Here is a 16,283-nt window from a genome sequence, read left to right as displayed (position 1 = left end):
AGATGCAGAAATGTATGTCCGACGGGAGCACCAATCGCCATGTATAATCGGATCAACGGCTCGTCCTACTTCCAATCCTCTGACTTTGCCGAAACTGATGAGCAAATGGACGCAGACATCTTTGCGGATGCGTTCGCAAATATGCGCTTAGCCGAAGCTGGTTCCAGTGGCAGTTCTTCTTCGGCAACAAGGCCGTATTCGCTCGTTTCAACCCCTCCCATAAAAGAGTTCAAGGATCGTCGGTCATTCCGAAAAGCCGCGGAGGCTTATCACGGTGACGAAATCATGAAAATCGCCGGTAACCCTCAAGAGTACTCCGACTTCGTGTCCGGCAAGGCAGGGCGAACTGCAGAAGTTGCCAAAGACTATGGGAGAACCCGAGATTCCGAGAATGCGCGATACTTCAGCTACCAATTGGGCAACAAGAGTGTCGGACTTCTCAGAACGGAAGGCGGCGACAGCATGACCGAGTTCGACGTCAAAAGGTGGAAGAAGCTATTTCCTGGACGCGACCGGACTACCTCTACTGTGGATCTTCAAGTCGTTCATCCGCTTGTCGAGAACGCTGGTGATATCCTGCTCGAGCACCAGCTTCGACTAGACGGCAAACAGCCGCTGCTCAATTTACGTCCGGCTAATTCGGAAGCAAGGGTCCGTGCGGCAAAAATGGGATTCGTCGAGGTTGACGCCGACAACATGATTCTGGACCCAGAGAAGTCAGACAAGTGGGTAAGGAATAGCGACGGCCAATGGCAGCGAAAAGGCACTGCTGCGCTGTATCTTTCCAAAGCTGATGACAGTGAAGATAGTGATACCGAGAGCCCAGCGAGCCCCTCAACGTACGACTATGAGGATGATTTTATGTGACCATGGATTCACCGGTGGTTTGGCTCCAATGAGTAGACCAATTTAGCCTGCTCCGGGTGACCTTGCTCCCAATTTTTGCCCAGTCCTGAGTTCGCTCCGGCTGTTGGATTGGCCCGGTTGAGCGGTGGTAGCGACGGGAGCTGGCGTGGAGCCATCGGCATAGCGCAGCGCCAGATCCCGTCGCGGGTTGCAGGTCAAGGCGAACTCCGATGGTGTTTTCCATCCGAGTTGCGAGTGAGGTCGCGTATCGTTGTAGTCGGCCCGCCAATGTCCGAGTGCGACTCGGGTCTGGCCCAGCGACGTGAACAGCGTCTCGTTCAGCAATTCGTCTCGGAGACGGCCATTGAAGCTTTCGATGAAGTCATTCTGCGTCGGCTTGCCGGGGGCGATGTAATGCCAGGCGACGCGGCTCTGATCGGCCCATGTCAGGATGGCGTTGCTGGTCAATTCGGTGCCGTTGTCGCTGACCACCATTTTGGGCTTGCCGCGCTCGATGATCAGCCGATCCAGCTCCCGCGCCACCCGGGAGCCAGACAGCGAGGTGTCGGCCACCAGCGCCAGGCCCTCGACGGTGAGGAAGCGGCGGCCGTCGGTGAGCTGATCCGACACGAAGTCGAACGGCCAGCGGTCATTCGGCGCCATCGCCACCGTCATCGGCGCCCGGGTCCCGATCGCCCGCTTGCGGCCGCCACGGCGACGCACCGCAAGCCTCTCTTCCCGGTAGAGCCGGAACAGCCTCTTGTGGTTGATCACGTAGCCCTCCCGCTTGAGCAGAACGTGCAGGCGCCGATAGCCGAAGCGACGGCGCTCCTGGGCGATCGCCCTCATGCGCTGGCGAAGGCCGGCTTCGTCCGCCCGGATCGTCTGGCATTTCATGGTCATGCCGCAGCAGCCGATGGCTTTACACGCCCGCCGTTCGCTCATCCCGTGGGCATCCACGAGATGCAGCCATTCTGACGTCGGTCCTGCCTCAAGGCCCACCCGTTCAACTTGACCAGCCCATGGTTCGAGGTACTGCACAATCGATGGCGCGTCCGCCAACGTCGTTCCCTCCCGGAAAAGCTTTCCGGTCTCGTCCACCGCACATACCGCAACGGAATTCAGCGAAACATCGAGGCCGACGTAGATCATGACGCTTCTCCTTCGGATAGAGTTGGTCCATGATCGTCAGTCAAAACGTGCCGCGCAGCAAATAGGTCAGGCGATCGGGACCGAATACCCCATCTCTTCCGAAAAGCGGCTGCGCTTCATGCTCTGGTCCTTGTTGTGGCCAGAACGAACTTCAAACTGGATTAAGCCCGTGGGGCAAGGTCACGGGCTCCTCTGTGTTTGTCGCCGTTTCGGCCGAGAGTTCCTATGGTTCGCTCAGAATACTGCCCCCAGAGTGGTCCTTGGCTTAGCGGTTGCTAATTGTTTGAGCCTTGAAAGTAGGGGCTCACCGCGCGAGGCATTTGCGACAATGCTCGCTGATCGAGGACCTGCATGGGGTGCCGGCAGAGTGCGCCCGGCCGCCAAGGGCCCGGCGTGTTGCGCGGAGCACATTGGATGGTTTGGAGACCAGAAGTCTTCTACAGATGGTCTACGAAGTAGTAGGAGCGTAGGCGCCTGCCGTGAGTCAGTTGGCTAGGAAATGCACAGCGAAGCGGCGCCGGATCGATAAGATGGCGGGCATGCGTCGACGGACACAACGACGCCGTGAGCAAGAGCATCGTACAGAGCTCTTTCCAAAAGCGGTAACCAAGACGAAGGGCGGCCTGGGCGAAGCTCCATTTCATCGTCACCGCCGTCGGGCTCAGCACAACCAATCTCGTTCTTGCCGAGCGCCTCGGGGCCAGCTCTGTTCCAGATGAAGTTAAGAAATGCTGAGAGGCGTCGATGGCTCTGGGGCAGCATTACTTTGAGCGCCGACCTGGAATGAATCAAGCCGGCGTACTCTCCGTCTCTCGCGGGGTTGTTGTTCTGCAGCCGCCCACAGTCAGTAAAGAGTGGGCGTGCAAGTCGCGGTTCCGACTGCGAAGACGTTGCTCAGTGCGTGATCGTCGTTCTGACGAGCATTTAGATCGGACAAGAACTCGCAGGTTGATCGAATCAGATGTCACCTCGCTCGCCATGTGCCTTCAATGCGATGTCGAGGCACTTGAGTAGCTCTTGCCCGCCAAATGGCTTGGCGAGGAAGCCAATCGCCCCGGCGTCCAGGGCTGACGCGCGCACGCGTTCATTGGGGAAAGCTGTAATGAAAATGAAAGGTGCGTCGTAACCACGCGTCCGCATCTCTGCCAGTAGCTCCAGCCCACTCATAGCCGACATCTGCACATCGGTAATGACACAAGATGTCTCACTCAAGTGCGGCGACCGCAGGAGTGCCTCGGCCGACGCAAATATCTGCACGACGTAGCCACGCGATTTCAACAGGTTTTCTGTCGACGCACGGACGGAGACGTCGTCGTCAACGACGGAAATCAAAGGCGTGGACAAGAAGAGCACTCCCGACGCAGTACAGCGGCAGCCAAAGCGCTAGCCACTTTCGGCGAAAAGTGGCTGAAGTGACGGAATTGTAAAATCATACTTGCGTTTGTTCGGAACGATTGACGCAAATTCCCAGCGTCTCGCTTATTCTGATCAGGTCGGCCAGCGACCGGGCACGCATCTTTTTCATTACGTGACCCCGGTAGATCTTCACCGTAATCTCGGCCAGCCCAAGTTCCGCGGCTACCTGCTTATTCATCAGGCCGGCCGCGACCAGTTTCATCACTGCCTGCTCGCGCGGGCTTAAGGTCTCAAATAAAGACTGCAGGTTCGCGACGATTCGCTGAGCTTCCCGTCTTTTGCGATCCCGTTCGGTCGCCGCAACCACGGCATCAAGCAGTTCCTGATCGCGGAACGGCTTGCTGAGAAAATCGACCGCACCTCCCTTCATGGCCTTGACCGTCATTGGAATGTCGCCATGGCCGGTGATGAAAATGATCGGGATGTGTATGTTCAACCTTGCCAGCTCGGCCTGGTAGTCAAGGCCGCTGAGGCCAGGCAGCCGGACATCAAGAACTAGACAGCTTGTGACGTCCGGAATTGTGCTCTGCAGCATTTCACGGGCCGATCCAAACGCAACGACCTCCAACCCTACCTGTTGAAAAAGGTTCGTAAGCGAGCGGCGCACGGAGATGTCATCCTCAACGACAAAGACGATCGCCTTCGTCGAGGCCTCGGCGTTGCTAGCCTCACCTGGCGAGTTCAATCGTCCTGTCACTGGAGGGCCTCCTTGTGCACGGGCAGGACAAACTGGAAGGTCGCGCCCGGTTCATTTTTCTGGAGAAACGATAGCCGCCCTCCATGAACTTCCACGATGGAACGGCAGATCGAAAGGCCCATTCCAAGGCCACTCGACTTGGTGGTGAAGAAGGGGTCCAAGACGTGGTCAGCGTCCTTCTCGGCGATCCCGACGCCGCAATCGGACACGGCAAGCTGCACGTGCCCCAGATCGTTCTTGGATGATTGAATCAGAAGTTTGCGCGGCCGGTCTGTAACTGCGTCCATCGCCTCTATTCCGTTCATTACCAGATTGATGATCACCTGTTGTAGCTGAATTCGGTCACCGAGGATCCTAGGCAGCGCGGCCGCCAACTCGGTTCGCAATGTCACTCGGTGGCTCACCAGCTCTCGTGTTACCAGCGCAATGACGTCCCTAACGACCTCATTGATGTCGAGTGGCACCATCTCAATCTCGCCCTTCTTCGCGAGCGCGCGAACACTGCGGATCACCTCGCTTGCCCGGATTGCGTCTTCGATGATCCATTCCACCGAAGAGCGCGCGGCGGCAAGATCAGGAGCTTCCCGAGCCATCCAGCCGAGGCACGCATCGGCGTTGTTGAGAATAGCGGCGAGTGGTTGGTTTATCTCGTGAGCGATGGAAGTCGTCAGTTCTCCTAACGTCGTTACACGCGTCACATGTGCAAGCTCCGCTTGTGCCTTTCGCAGCTCTTGTTCGGCCTGATCAGCGCGTATGAGGGCCGTTATATCAGTGCTGACGCCCCGATAGCCCAGAAAAGTTCCGTTGCCGTCGAAGAAGGGCTTGCCACTCGTGCGGACATAGATCGGAGATCCCGTCCGATTCACGGTACGGTAGATGAGATCCCGAAACGGCAGATGCGCCTGCAAGATCGCCCGATGCTGACGCCACTTCTCGGGTTCCTCTTCCGTGTCGCACGCAATGTCCCAGCGAGGCAGGCCCATCAATCCTGTCGCTAAAATTCCCGCAGCGCTGGTGTGCTCGGACAAGTGAGTGACTCGATGATCTGGCCCGGTCTCCCAGAGCCAGTCGGAAGCTGTCTCGGCGTAGTCGCGAAAGCGCTGCTCGCTTTCGCGCAGCGCGACAAGTGTATTTTCCAGGCGTTCCCTTGCTGCGTGCTGCTCGGTGACATCCATGTGTGTTCCGATCAGCTCGGTGACATTACCGTCGCTGCCGACGACAATGTGTGCAACGGAGTGTATGCGCCTTATCCCGCCATCTGGCAGAAGAATACGAAAATCATACTCGAACCGTTCTTCCACCTGTTCAATCGCCTGCCGCTGCACCTCCTGTAACCGTGGCAAGTCTTCCGGATGGATGCGCGATCGAATAGTCTCTATCGAAACCGGCTCTTGTGGTTTAAAGCCAAATAGGCGATCAACCTCAGCAGAGCGATAAATGAAATCTAGAGCATGGACGTCCCAGGACCAGCTGCCTGTATGGGTGAGATGCTGGGCCTCGGCCAGATAGGCCTCGCTGCGCCGCAGCTGCTGTTCTGCTCGCTTCGTCGCCGTAATATCGGTAGCCGCCCCAACAAACTCGATGTCACCAGAGGCTGTCCTCGTCGCTCGCGCCTGCGCATGAATGTGCTTTACCGAGCCGTCCGGTAGCAGAAGCCGGTACTCGTGCTCGAAATCGCTCGGATCTCGCATCGCGCGATCGAGAGTTTCTCTAACCGAAGGTCTATCATCTGGATGAGTGCGCTCGACGACGAGCTGCGGCCCCGGTGGCACTGTCTGAGGGGCTAATTGGAAAATCCGAAATGTTTCTTTGGACCAGAAGGCCTCGCCCGTAGTGGGGTTCCAGCTGAAGCTCCCTGTGTGACTCAACTCCTGCGCCTGGGCCAAATGTGCTTCGCTCCGCTGCAGGGCAAGTTCGGTCCGCCTTCGCTCCGTGATATCTTCGCAGGCGCAAAGGATAATGGGCTGCTCATCCGCCCAGAGCATGGCTTTGGCGTTTTCACGTACCCACAACACCGAGCCGTCCTTCCTGACTTTCTGGATGTCCCACGTGCGCGTTTGTCCGACATTCTCAAGGCACGTCCGAACGCATTCGCGAACGAACGCGCGATCCTCCTCGAGAAATACGTCCAGCACGGATCGACCGATGAGTTCAGCACGAGCATAGCCGAGTTGTGTCGCGCCGAGGGTATTGACGTTGAGGACAGTGCCGGCTTCATCGACCATAAAGTACATGGCCGGATTATGCTCGAAGATGGTGCGCCACCGTTTTTCTCGGTCCTCCAAATCGGCCGCACTTCGCTGAAGCTTGGCCGCAGCCACACGCGCAGCCTCTCTTTCCTGGCGCAGCTTTCCGATCAGGTGCGCTCCCACAATCGAGGCAACAAAGAATGCAACAATCACGGGCAGATCTTGGGGGGCATCGATCCGCAGACTGAACACCGGCGGCGCAAAGTAATAAGCGAGAGCAGCGATGGCTACGATGCAAAGCGCGGACGACGCGATGAAGCTGCCCATCAACGAAAACAGCAACACCACTAACAAATAGGCGAACGCCGTCGCGGCGAAATGCGCCTGAAGGTACAAGCAAGACACTGTTACCACCGCCAGCGTTATGCTGCCGAAGGTAAACTGAGGGGCTGAGCGTCTTAAGCTACTGATATGGCTATGCATTTTGGTACCGTCCGGCCCATTCTCCGGCGGAGAGCTATAACATTTTAGGCAAAAATGGGGCAATACTGGGGAACCAGCACCCGTTGTGAGCGGTTCCGAGATCGATTGCTTGCTGAACTGAGCACGCGCGAAGAAAAAACGCATCACAAACATACGTATAGTTGTCCTAAACCTTTCAATAGGGCGCACTGCCACGCCAAGAATCGAAGCTGAGATGTCTGCTTTCCTCCGCTGCCGATAACTTCCGGGCAGGCGCTTGAGGCTGCAGCGAGGACAACCCCCCTCACGCCAGCCGGACGAGGACAGCGGCTGAAGTTCGCTCAACACGTTGAGCCGGAACAATCAGGTGCGCCTCGCCGCAAGCTGCCGGACGATTCATCTCGTCTTTACGGTCGGCATGCGGAAGAAAGCGCAATCGTCACGTGCCGAGATACGAAGGCGAAGTTACGCGACTGCTTATTATGCCCTAGGGCCATCACGCCTAGGTGAGAAGATTTGCCTCCGGTTACCCGGTCAGCGCGCGCCAACGACGCCGAACCGACACACTAGCCGTGTGCGAGCCGCCACCGCTCCGTCGAGGTACCATCTAATCCGTGATTCGAACTACGAGAATGTAGCTGCGCTTGCATTCAATGCGTCCTCGAATGCGGCGGTTAAGATCCAGAACCTACCTCATTGTGCTGGTAGTGTCGACAGTGGTGGAAACGGTGGGCTGGTTGAGCCGATTCTTCAGCGTCGCGTGCTCGAGCTCGTCTTCCCACCAGGATATGAACACGGCGGCGATGCCGTTGCCCGTGATGTTGGTAAGGGCGCGCACCTCGCTCATGAACTTATCGATTGAAAACACGATTGCCATGCCCGGCACGAGCGCTGGGTTGACAACCGACAACGTCGCGGCGAGCGTGATGAAGCCCGCGCCAGTGACGCCGCTTGCTCCCTTCGACGTTAGCATCGCCACGAGCAGGATCGTGAGCTGCTGGCTAAAGGTGAGCTCGACCCCGAGTGCCTGGGCAATGAACAATGTCGCAAGCGTCATATAGATATTGGTGCCGTCGAGGTTGAAGGAGTAGCCAGTTGGCACCACCAGGCCGACCACGGGCTTGGAGCAGCCCAGCCGCTCGAGTTTCTCCATGAGTTGCGGCAGCGCGCTTTCAGAGGACGAAGTGCCGAGCACGATCAGAATTTCGTCCTTGATATAGATAATGAACTTGAAGATTGAAAAGCCGACGAGGCGCGCGATCAAACCGAGCACCACTACGACAAATAGCGCCGCAGTCGCGTAAAACAGCGCGATCAGGCCGATCAAATTACCGAGTGCTGCCGGCCCGAACTTGCCGACGGTGAAGGCCATGGCGGCGAAGGCGCCGATCGGGGCCGCTTTCATGATGATAGCGATTACGCCAAACACCGCGTGTGCGACGTCGTCGATAATGCCGCGCAGCCGCTCCCCACGGTTTCCCAGCGCCATCAGCGAAAAGCCGAATAGAATCGCGAACAAGAGAACCTGCAGAACATCGCCGCGAGCGAAGGCGCCGACCACGGTATCAGGAATGATGTTGAGAAAGAAATCGACGGTCTTCGAGGCTTCCGCCTGCTTCACGTAATTGGCGACCGCCGCAGCATCCGGCTTGACCGCAAGGCCATGGCCGATTTGGACCAGATTGCCCATAACAAGGCCCAACAGCAAGGCAAAGCTGGAGACGATCTCGAAATAGACCAGCGCCTTGACGCCGACGCGCCCAACTTTCTTCGCATCCTGAATATGCGCAATACCAGATGTGACAGTGCAGAAAATAATCGGCGCGATCACCATCTTGATGAGCTTGATGAACCCGTCACCAAGCGCCTTGACCCAGTCGTTGGTGGCGACAGATGGCCATAGGCAGCCAACCATGACGCCAATTAAGATCGCGATTAGCACCTGGACGTAGAGGATCTTATACCAAGCTTGCGACGCGCGTACAGGCAACGCAGTTGCCCTGGTGGTCATGACGCTTCCTTCCCGAATATACCCGAATGTGAGCCGCCGCTGTTGAGAGGCGACAGCGTCATACGAGACCAATCATTTTAGCCTTGCCCTGATTGAAGACGGTTCCGAGAGCCGTCGCGTCCTTGCAAGGCAGGCGTTTAGTTGCGTTGTTCGCTAAGCAAGATATGCACCAGATCCCAAACTGTGGCCGATCAACAAATCGCGGACAACTAGCCTGTGTTCGGCGGCAACGGCTTGAATGCTCGTACCGCGTTCGCCCAAGGAAACAAAAAGTTGCACCGTAGCGCGCATTAGCGGTGTTACGTCTCGGCTCGAGTGCTGAGATCGATGCAACAGTATGTGGCATTGGTGAAATTGATATTTTGGATTGTACGCATTTGCCGGATGGAAGGCCGTTTTAGGGACTCCATTGCGCGGACAAGATTTTTGAGGGATGAACTGCGTTGCCGGGAGCGGCGAAGCTCGTTGGTGCCGGAGCGCGCGTCTCCACGCCTTTGCTGGCGGGCCCCTCGCGCCTTTACCGCGTCACAGAATCAGTCTTACGGCGATTTCTCAGCTAGATCGTTCGCGTTTCTGCCGAGCGGCAGACTTCCTGCGAGCCGTTCAGCTACCGGCCCCGGCGAGGGCGGCGTTTAAGCCGCCGACAAACGCAACAGGCATCTGTCGAGGTTTGTAGAAATCTGCCGTTTTCGTTGCGCGGCTGTCGCTGTCTGCTCGGGAACAAAGATGCCTGAAATCTGACAGAGCGTTGGGTCCACTCCATAGTGACATCAGCGTCTGCGCAATTTTCCCCATTGAGCATAGAGCCGCCACAGCCCGCACGCGGCACAGGAATTGCTGATGACAAGGAGAAGCTGCCGCCGTCGGGTGGATCGAGGCGTACTTGTCACAGGAATTGTCGATGAGCCTTGTGATGCTGCTCTTGCTCGCAGAAGCGAGGCGCGTGAATTCGGCGGCCCCAACGAGTTGCCGCGCTACCAAATGGCTATTCGCGCCGCATCTCTGGACGAGCCGGACATGCAGGCGACCGCCGTCACGATACGGCGACCTGCGCTCACCGGCGGGCCGACGCACGTGAATATCGATTCGTCAGAAATTTCGCAATCCATTGCGCTCACGATCGAGCTCGCTAGCGTGACGACCGTGATCCTCCTCGTGATTGGTGTGCCCCTCGCTTGGTGGCTAGCCCGCTCAAAGACTTTTTTGAGCGAGGCGGTGGCCGCGATGATCGCACTTCCGCTGGTGCTACCGCCAGCGGCTCTCGGCTTCTGCGTACTCGTTTTGCTCGGCCCCGACGGACCGGGTGGCGTTCTCGCCTCTTTCTGGGGCGGGCGCACGCTCGCTTTTACCTTCGCGGGTATCGTGGTCGGATCGGTGCTCTCGGCGCTGCCATTGGTCGTGCAGCCGATACGTAGCGCCTTTGTTGCGGTCGGCGATCACCCGTTGGAAATGACAGGGCGTGTCTCGCCATTGTATGCCTTCATTGCCATCAGCGCGCCGCTAGCGCGACTGGAGCTTGTCAAAGCAGCCGTGCTCGGATTTTCGCATACCATCGGCACATTCGGCGTCGTGATGATGATCGGCGGCAATATTCCTGGCCGCACCAAGGTGTTATTACGTCGTAGACTACGTCCAAGGGTCGCGTTGGCACGAGGCAAGTGTGATTGCCGCTGGTATGGTGCTGTTCGCCCTTGCGACAATCTTCACCTTAGCGATCATCGACAGACATAGTGCTAGGCGAGGCACCGAATCATCCGAGGCTTGCTAGCCACATATATCCGACAGCGCCGGGCCGCAATATTACAAAACCGGATCCATCCGTCCTTTCGGGGCTACAATGAACAACCTTGTTATGGTCGCAGCGGCAGCCGCAATCGGCTTCAATTGAGTGCAGTCCGCGCCTCTGCCCCAAAGCGAAGGCCGATGACGTCGGCGTTTCTCGGCAGCGCCTTGCAAAGCTAGACCAGTTCTAAGCTCGGGAGATCGCGAGTAAACGCGTGCCGGCGCGGTTGCTCTCGCCAGAGACGGCAAGCTGATTAACTACAAGGCGACCGGACAACTCGATCCGGCAAAAGGAAGGTCGATGCGGCTCGACGCGAAATTCGCGCTTGCTTCTATGACCAAGCCGATGGTGGCCGTTGCGGGTCTTATCCTCATGGAGCAGGTCGCCTGCCTTTGCAGGCAAGGCATACGGATTGCTATCCGGAATTCGCAGGCATGAAGGTGGGGGTGCCACAGCATGACGGTTCATTGAAATTTCAAACGCAGAATTCTTCGATCTTGATCCACGATCTTTACCGCTACAGATCTGGGCTCACCGATGGCGCGCCCCCCAATAGCTCAGACCAGGTGGCGCGTCTCTATCCCGATTTCGCTGCTCCGCCACTAAGGGATGGTAAGCAGGCTTTCATCGAAACCATTGCCAAGCTGCCGCTAGCACATCAACCGGAGACAGAATTCGCAAGGCTTCTCTAGACCGATGTGCTGGGAGCTGTCGTGGAACAAGTCAGCAGACAGCCATTGGGCGACTATCTTGCGAGCAACTTGTGGAAGCCAATCGAAATGCAAGATGCCACTTTCCATTTGTCGGAATCGCAACGCGCGCCTGTCGCATCCATTTCCAGACGACCCGCTGACGGGAAAACCACAAAAGATTGAGCTCCTCGAAATTCCAACGAATTTTGACAGCGCGGGAGCCTGCGGATTTGCGACAGTCGGTGACTTGGTGCGCATTTGGACAAATGCTGCTCAACGGCGGCGAGCTCAATGGGCGGCGCATTTTTGGTCCGAGGACGGTGCGTCACATGACTCCCGGCCACCCCGAGCCAGGATCAAAAATAAGGTCGCCAATGTGGAGACGCACCGTGCCGGCTTCGGCTTCGGGCTCGGGGTGGCTGGAACGCTTAACGAGGGCTCTCGGCGGTTCCGGCAATCCAGGTGAGGTCACATGGACAGGCGCCTACGGGACACAATTTTTCTGCGATGCAAAAGAGCGTCTGGTCGCGGTGGTCGGAACGGCGGCGCCCGGAGAAATCCGGAAGTATTACCGCAAACAAGTCCAGTATATCGTCTATGCTCCGATAACCCGATAATTCGCTTTCCGCCGAAAGGCGCGATGAACCATTTGGTGTAGTCGGCGGACAGTATTGCTAGCACGGGTCGATGCCGACTGAAAGTAGGCGACGTGGCTTCTATCGGCGTCAGACGAATCGCAGCATGCTTCAAAAACGCAATTGCCTCCGCATTGCGAAGAAGCTCCCTCAAGCAAGGTGGGTGTCGCGATGCGCCAAGACGTCGCGCCTTGCTAACGATTGGCTTGCGCGATGAAGGCTCCGAGGTGATAGCTGTAAACGTCAAGTCTGTCGCCGCCCACGGCGCCGTAGCGAAGCCGCGCGGCGAAGCGCGTTGAAACCAAGGGGCAGATCAGATCGAAGCAGACCTAAAGCGAATCAGCGGGCGCACCACAGCTCAGCCCATTGCGGGTTCTCTTCCTCGCTCGACAGTCACTTTGGTACGGGCTCCCTGCATAGTTGCGACTATGACCGCTTCAATGCATCCTTGTCAGTAATCGGCAAGTCTGATTGAGGCGGGGGCAACGCAGTGCCGTCAACTGAACCAATTCTATTCAACGATCGGCATGACAAATGTCGCGGTTGTGCAGGAGCGTGTCCCCTGCAAGGGTGAACCATAGTGCTGATTTTTTGAAGTGCTCACATCAACTCTCAAAAACTAGACAACATGAGCTGACAGATCAATCCTCCAGCTTCGGGGGCGCTGGTGGGGTTCGACAATCCGAAGACCCCAAAGCGGCGGCTCGGTATCTTTCAAGTGTTTCGCTTCGCTGGCCTGTTTCTTGCTGAGCGTCATCAATTCGTAACGGCGGGCGACAACTCGCATGGACGGTTTCACGGGTGACGGAAGGGAAACGTTCTACAGCGTGATCAGACGCCAGGGTATCACGCGTCGTAGCTTCCACAAATTCTGCAGTTTGACGGCCGCGAGCTTGGGACTTGGTCCGCTCACCGCAAGCAAAATTGCGCACGCCCTGGAAACAAAACCGCGTGTGCCCGTCATCTGGCTGCACGGGCTCGAGTGTACCTGCTGCTCGGAAAGCTTTATCCGCTCGGCCCATCCCTTGATCAAAGACGCGCTGCTGTCGATGATTTCGCTCGACTATGACCATATGATCATGGCGGCGGCAGGACACCAGGCTGAGGCCATCCTGGAGGAAACCCGTGCCAAGTACAAAGGCGGGTATGTGCTCGCCGTTGAAGGCAATCCCCCGTTGAACGAAGATGGCATGTTTTGCATTGACGGCGGCAAGCCGTTCGTTGAAAAGCTCACGTCGATGGCGGAAGAGGCAATGGCCATCGTCGCTTGGGGCACGTGTGCGTCCTGGGGATGCGTGCAAGCGGCCCAGCCAAATCCGACTGGCGCAGTGCCGATCGATAAGGTGATCACCAATAGGCAGATCATCAAGGTGCCTGGGTGCCCTCCTGTCGCAGAGGTCATGAGTAGCCTCGTGACTTTCATCACCACGTTCGGAAAGCTTCCGGAGCTTGATCGCCAAGGGCGCCCAAGTATGTTTTATTCCGAGCGCATTCACGATAAGTGCTATCGGCGATCCCATTTCGACGCAGGCCAATTCGTCGAAGAGTGGGACGACACCAATGCACGCAAGGGCTATTGCCTGTACAAGATGGGCTGCAAGGGGCCGACCACCTACAACGCCTGTTCGGCACTTCGATGGAACGGCGGTGTTTCATTTCCCATTCAATCCGGCCACGGCTGCCTCGGCTGCTCCGAGGACAGCTTCTGGGATAAAGGGTCATTTTACGACCGACTTACAACTATCAAGCAGTTCGGCATTGAAGAGAACGCCGACGAGATCGGCATGGCCGCTGCCGGCGTGGTGGGGCTAACCGTCGCTGCCCATGCGGCGGTCACCGCCCTGAACCGGTTGACCCACCGGCCGGATCTCCGAGCCGACAAAGGCAAGCCAAGTTGAGGAGGCGACGACGGTGGCCGTTCAGACGCCGAATGGGTTCAATCTCGATCGTTCCGGCAGGCGTATCGTTATCGATCCGCTGACGCGGATCGAAGGCCATCTCCGCATCGAAGCCAATCTCAATTCCGAGAATGTGATCTGCAATGCGGTCTCAAGCGGGACGATGTGGCGTGGCATCGAAGTCATCCTGCGCGGGCGCGATCCGCGTGACGCCTGGGCGTTCACCGAGCGGATTTGCGGGGTCTGCACCGGCACCCATGCGCTCACCTCCGTGCGCGCGGTTGAAAATGCACTAGGAATTACGATTCCGGAGAATGCCAATTCAATCCGAAACATCATGCAGCTGTGCCTGCTCGTGCACGATCATCTCGTACATTTCTATCACCTCCATGCGTTGGATTGGGTCGACGTGGTCTCCGCGCTCAAGGCCGATCCCAGTTCGACCTCTACACTGGCGCAGTCTATCTCGCCCTGGCCGCTGTCATCCCCGGGCTATTTTAAGGATTTGCAGATCCGGCTGACCAAATTCTTCGGATCAGGTCAGCTCGGTCCGTTCAAGAATGGCTATTGGGGGCATCCGGCCTACAAACTGCCACCGGAAGCGAACCTAATGGCGGTCGCCCATTATCTGGAAGCGCTCGACTTTCAGAAGGAGATCGTCAAGATCCAAGCTATTTATGGTGGCAAGAACCCGCATCCAAACTGGCTGGTGGGCGGCGTGCCGTGCGCGATCAACGTCGAGGGAATCGGTGCGGTGGGCGCGATCAACATGGAGCGACTAAACATTGTGTCCTCGATCATCGACCGCTCGATCGAGTTCGTCGAGCAGGTCTACCTGCCCGACGTTACCGCGATCTGCTCGTTCTATAGGGACTGGCTCCACGGCGGTGGTCTTTCGAGCAAAAGCGTGATGTCCTATGGCGACATCCCTGAAAAGGCAAATGACTGTTCCGCCGAGAGTCTTAAGCTGCCGCGCGGGGTCATTCTTGATGGCAATCTCAAGGAGATACTGCCGATCGACCATGGTGACCCCGAACAGATCCAGGAGTTCGTCGCGCATTCGTGGTATAAATACCCCAGCGATTGCTGTGGACTGCATCCGTGGGATGGTATTACCGAGCCGAGTTTTGAACTTGGGCCAAGACTCAAAGGCAGCAAGACAGATATTAAGGAACTCGACGAAGGCGGCAAATATTCCTGGATCAAAGCGCCGCGCTGGCGCGGCCGCGCCGTGGAGGTCGGGCCGTTGGCGCGATACATCCTCGGCTATGCGCAAGGCAAAGCCGAGTTCAAGGACCCAGCCGAGAGACTGCTAAAGGGGCTCAATCTTCCTGTGACTGCGCTGTTCTCGACGCTTGGCCGTACTGCGGCGCGGGCGCTCGAATGCCAGTGGGCGGCCCATCAGATGCGCTATTTCCAGGATAAGCTCGTAATCCACATCAAGGCGGGCGATACGGCAACTGCCAATATCAGCAGGTGGAGCCCGGAAAGCTGGCGCAAGGAAGCCAAAGGCTACGGGTTCACTGAAGCGCCTCGCGGTGCGCTCGGGCACTGGATTAAGATCAAGGACGGTAAGATCGACAATTATCAATGTGTCGTGCCGACGACGTGGAACGGATCTCCTCGCGATTCGAAGGGCAATATTGGCGCTTTTGAAGCTTCCCTGATCGGTACCCCGATGGCCGATCCGCAGCGGCCTCTGGAGATCTTGCGCACCATCCATTCCTTTGATCCGTGCTTGGCTTGCTCGACGCACGTGATGAGTGCTGAGGGCCAAGAAATGGCTTCGGTCAAAGTTCGTTAGGTCCATGCAGGACAGGGCTCAGAAGCTTCTTGCCGCCGTCGATGCGGTACCGACTGCTCGAAGGAGGGGCGGTGGCGTCGCCTACATTTGTGCGCCGGTGCGACTCTGGCATTGGGTTAATGCGGCTGCGATTCTCGTACTGAGTTTAACCGGCTATTTTATTGGAACCGGGACACCAGCGATATGGGGAAAGGCAAGCGGCAGTTTCCTGTTCGGCTATCTCCGCTTTGCTCATTTCTCGGCGGGATATGTGCTCAGCGTCGGCTTTCTTCTGCGCATCTACTGGGCCTTGATGGGAAACGCGGATGCCATACAAATCTTTTACGTGCCGCTCTGGCGCCGGTGCTTTTGGCGGGAATTGTACCGGGAGATTCGCAGGTATGCCTTCCTTACGGTTGAGCCTGAGAAGGGCCTCGTGCACAACCGGCTTGCTCAGCTCGCAATGTTCTTCATGTTTACGCAGACGATCACATTCATGGTCGTCACCGGCTTTGCACTTTATGGGCAAGGTGCCGGTACGGACAGGTGGCAGTACAAGGTGTTCGGCTGGGTCTTTTCACTCTGGCCGAATAGCCAGGACGTCCACACCTGGCATCATCTCGGCCTATGGGTGATCGTGATGTTCGCGCTGGTCCACATCTACGCGGTGCTCCGGGAAGACATCATGTCGCCCCGCAGCTTCCCTTCTATGAAGTAGG

General features: G+C 57.5%; 11 protein-coding genes and 2 pseudogenes. 8 read left to right on the top strand and 5 right to left on the bottom strand.

The window, feature by feature from the left end; translation table 11 throughout:
* The first annotated feature begins 39 nt into the window (after positions 1 to 39).
* The gene (locus XH98_RS31040; protein WP_271620893.1) at positions 40 to 867 is read left to right on the top strand and encodes an Effector protein NopP; all 828 of its coding nucleotides are present in this window, start codon (positions 40 to 42) and stop codon (positions 865 to 867) included.
* Between the two features lie 42 nt (positions 868 to 909).
* On the opposite strand, the pseudogene XH98_RS31035 reads toward XH98_RS31040, so the two are convergent.
* The 5 genes and pseudogenes from XH98_RS31035 to dctA form a co-directional block, all read right to left on the bottom strand.
* Positions 910 to 2,118 (bottom strand): annotated as a pseudogene (locus tag XH98_RS31035) (IS3 family transposase).
* A gap of 837 nt (positions 2,119 to 2,955) precedes the next feature.
* Positions 2,956 to 3,342, bottom strand: a complete 387-nt coding sequence (locus XH98_RS31030; protein ID WP_271620892.1) for a response regulator transcription factor — start codon at positions 3,340 to 3,342, stop codon at positions 2,956 to 2,958.
* Between the two features lie 85 nt (positions 3,343 to 3,427).
* Positions 3,428 to 4,111, bottom strand: coding sequence for a response regulator transcription factor (locus XH98_RS31025; RefSeq protein WP_271600017.1), 684 nt, complete (start codon positions 4,109 to 4,111; stop codon positions 3,428 to 3,430).
* Entirely contained in the window at positions 4,108 to 6,783 is a 2,676-nt protein-coding gene (locus tag XH98_RS31020; RefSeq protein ID WP_271620891.1) for a PAS domain S-box protein, read from the bottom strand. The genes XH98_RS31025 and XH98_RS31020 overlap by 4 nt, the downstream gene beginning before the upstream one ends.
* Before the next feature lie 667 nt (positions 6,784 to 7,450).
* On the bottom strand, positions 7,451 to 8,773 hold the full coding sequence (gene dctA / locus XH98_RS31015; protein WP_271600019.1) for a C4-dicarboxylate transporter DctA: 1,323 nt from the start codon (positions 8,771 to 8,773) through the stop codon (positions 7,451 to 7,453).
* A 1,074-nt stretch (positions 8,774 to 9,847) separates the two neighbouring features.
* Here dctA and XH98_RS31010 point away from each other — a divergent pair.
* From XH98_RS31010 to cybH, 7 genes and pseudogenes are all read left to right on the top strand, one after another.
* Positions 9,848 to 10,541 (top strand): annotated as a pseudogene (locus tag XH98_RS31010) (molybdate ABC transporter permease subunit).
* Positions 10,542 to 10,805: 264 nt separating this feature from the next.
* On the top strand, positions 10,806 to 10,994 hold the full coding sequence (locus tag XH98_RS41285) for a hypothetical protein (protein WP_442868662.1): 189 nt from the start codon (positions 10,806 to 10,808) through the stop codon (positions 10,992 to 10,994).
* Positions 10,991 to 11,248: a hypothetical protein gene (locus XH98_RS41280; protein WP_442868655.1), complete on the top strand. Its 258-nt coding sequence runs from the start codon at positions 10,991 to 10,993 to the stop codon at positions 11,246 to 11,248. The genes XH98_RS41285 and XH98_RS41280 overlap by 4 nt, the downstream gene beginning before the upstream one ends.
* A 6-nt stretch (positions 11,249 to 11,254) precedes the next feature.
* The gene (locus XH98_RS41275; protein WP_442868654.1) at positions 11,255 to 11,431 is read left to right on the top strand and encodes a serine hydrolase; all 177 of its coding nucleotides are present in this window, start codon (positions 11,255 to 11,257) and stop codon (positions 11,429 to 11,431) included.
* A 1,237-nt stretch (positions 11,432 to 12,668) separates the two neighbouring features.
* On the top strand, positions 12,669 to 13,781 hold the full coding sequence (locus tag XH98_RS31000; RefSeq protein ID WP_271620890.1) for a hydrogenase small subunit: 1,113 nt from the start codon (positions 12,669 to 12,671) through the stop codon (positions 13,779 to 13,781).
* A 13-nt stretch (positions 13,782 to 13,794) separates the two neighbouring features.
* Positions 13,795 to 15,585 (top strand): nickel-dependent hydrogenase large subunit, encoded by a 1,791-nt coding sequence (locus XH98_RS30995; RefSeq protein ID WP_271600020.1) that lies wholly within the window; start codon positions 13,795 to 13,797, stop codon positions 15,583 to 15,585.
* A 4-nt stretch (positions 15,586 to 15,589) separates the two neighbouring features.
* On the top strand, positions 15,590 to 16,282 hold the full coding sequence (gene cybH, locus XH98_RS30990; RefSeq protein ID WP_271620889.1) for a Ni/Fe-hydrogenase, b-type cytochrome subunit: 693 nt from the start codon (positions 15,590 to 15,592) through the stop codon (positions 16,280 to 16,282).
* Position 16,283 lies beyond the last annotated feature (1 nt).

Origin of the sequence: Bradyrhizobium sp. CCBAU 51745 (genome assembly GCF_028128715.1) — a bacterium.
Taxonomy (GTDB): Bacteria; Pseudomonadota; Alphaproteobacteria; order Rhizobiales; family Xanthobacteraceae; genus Bradyrhizobium; species Bradyrhizobium manausense.
This window is presented reverse-complemented; position numbering and strand designations above follow the sequence as displayed.

Excerpts from the sequence above, each read along its gene's own strand:
- XH98_RS31040 (WP_271620893.1), top strand. The coding sequence starts at position 40 with ATGTATAATCGGATCAACGGCTCGTCCTACTTCCAATCCTCTGACTTT.
- XH98_RS31020 (WP_271620891.1), bottom strand. The coding sequence starts at position 6,783 with ATGCATAGCCATATCAGTAGCTTAAGACGCTCAGCCCCTCAGTTTACC.
- dctA (WP_271600019.1), bottom strand. The coding sequence starts at position 8,773 with ATGACCACCAGGGCAACTGCGTTGCCTGTACGCGCGTCGCAAGCTTGG.
- XH98_RS41280 (WP_442868655.1), top strand. The coding sequence starts at position 10,991 with ATGAAGGTGGGGGTGCCACAGCATGACGGTTCATTGAAATTTCAAACG.
- XH98_RS31000 (WP_271620890.1), top strand. The coding sequence starts at position 12,669 with ATGGACGGTTTCACGGGTGACGGAAGGGAAACGTTCTACAGCGTGATC.
- cybH (WP_271620889.1), top strand. The coding sequence starts at position 15,590 with ATGCAGGACAGGGCTCAGAAGCTTCTTGCCGCCGTCGATGCGGTACCG.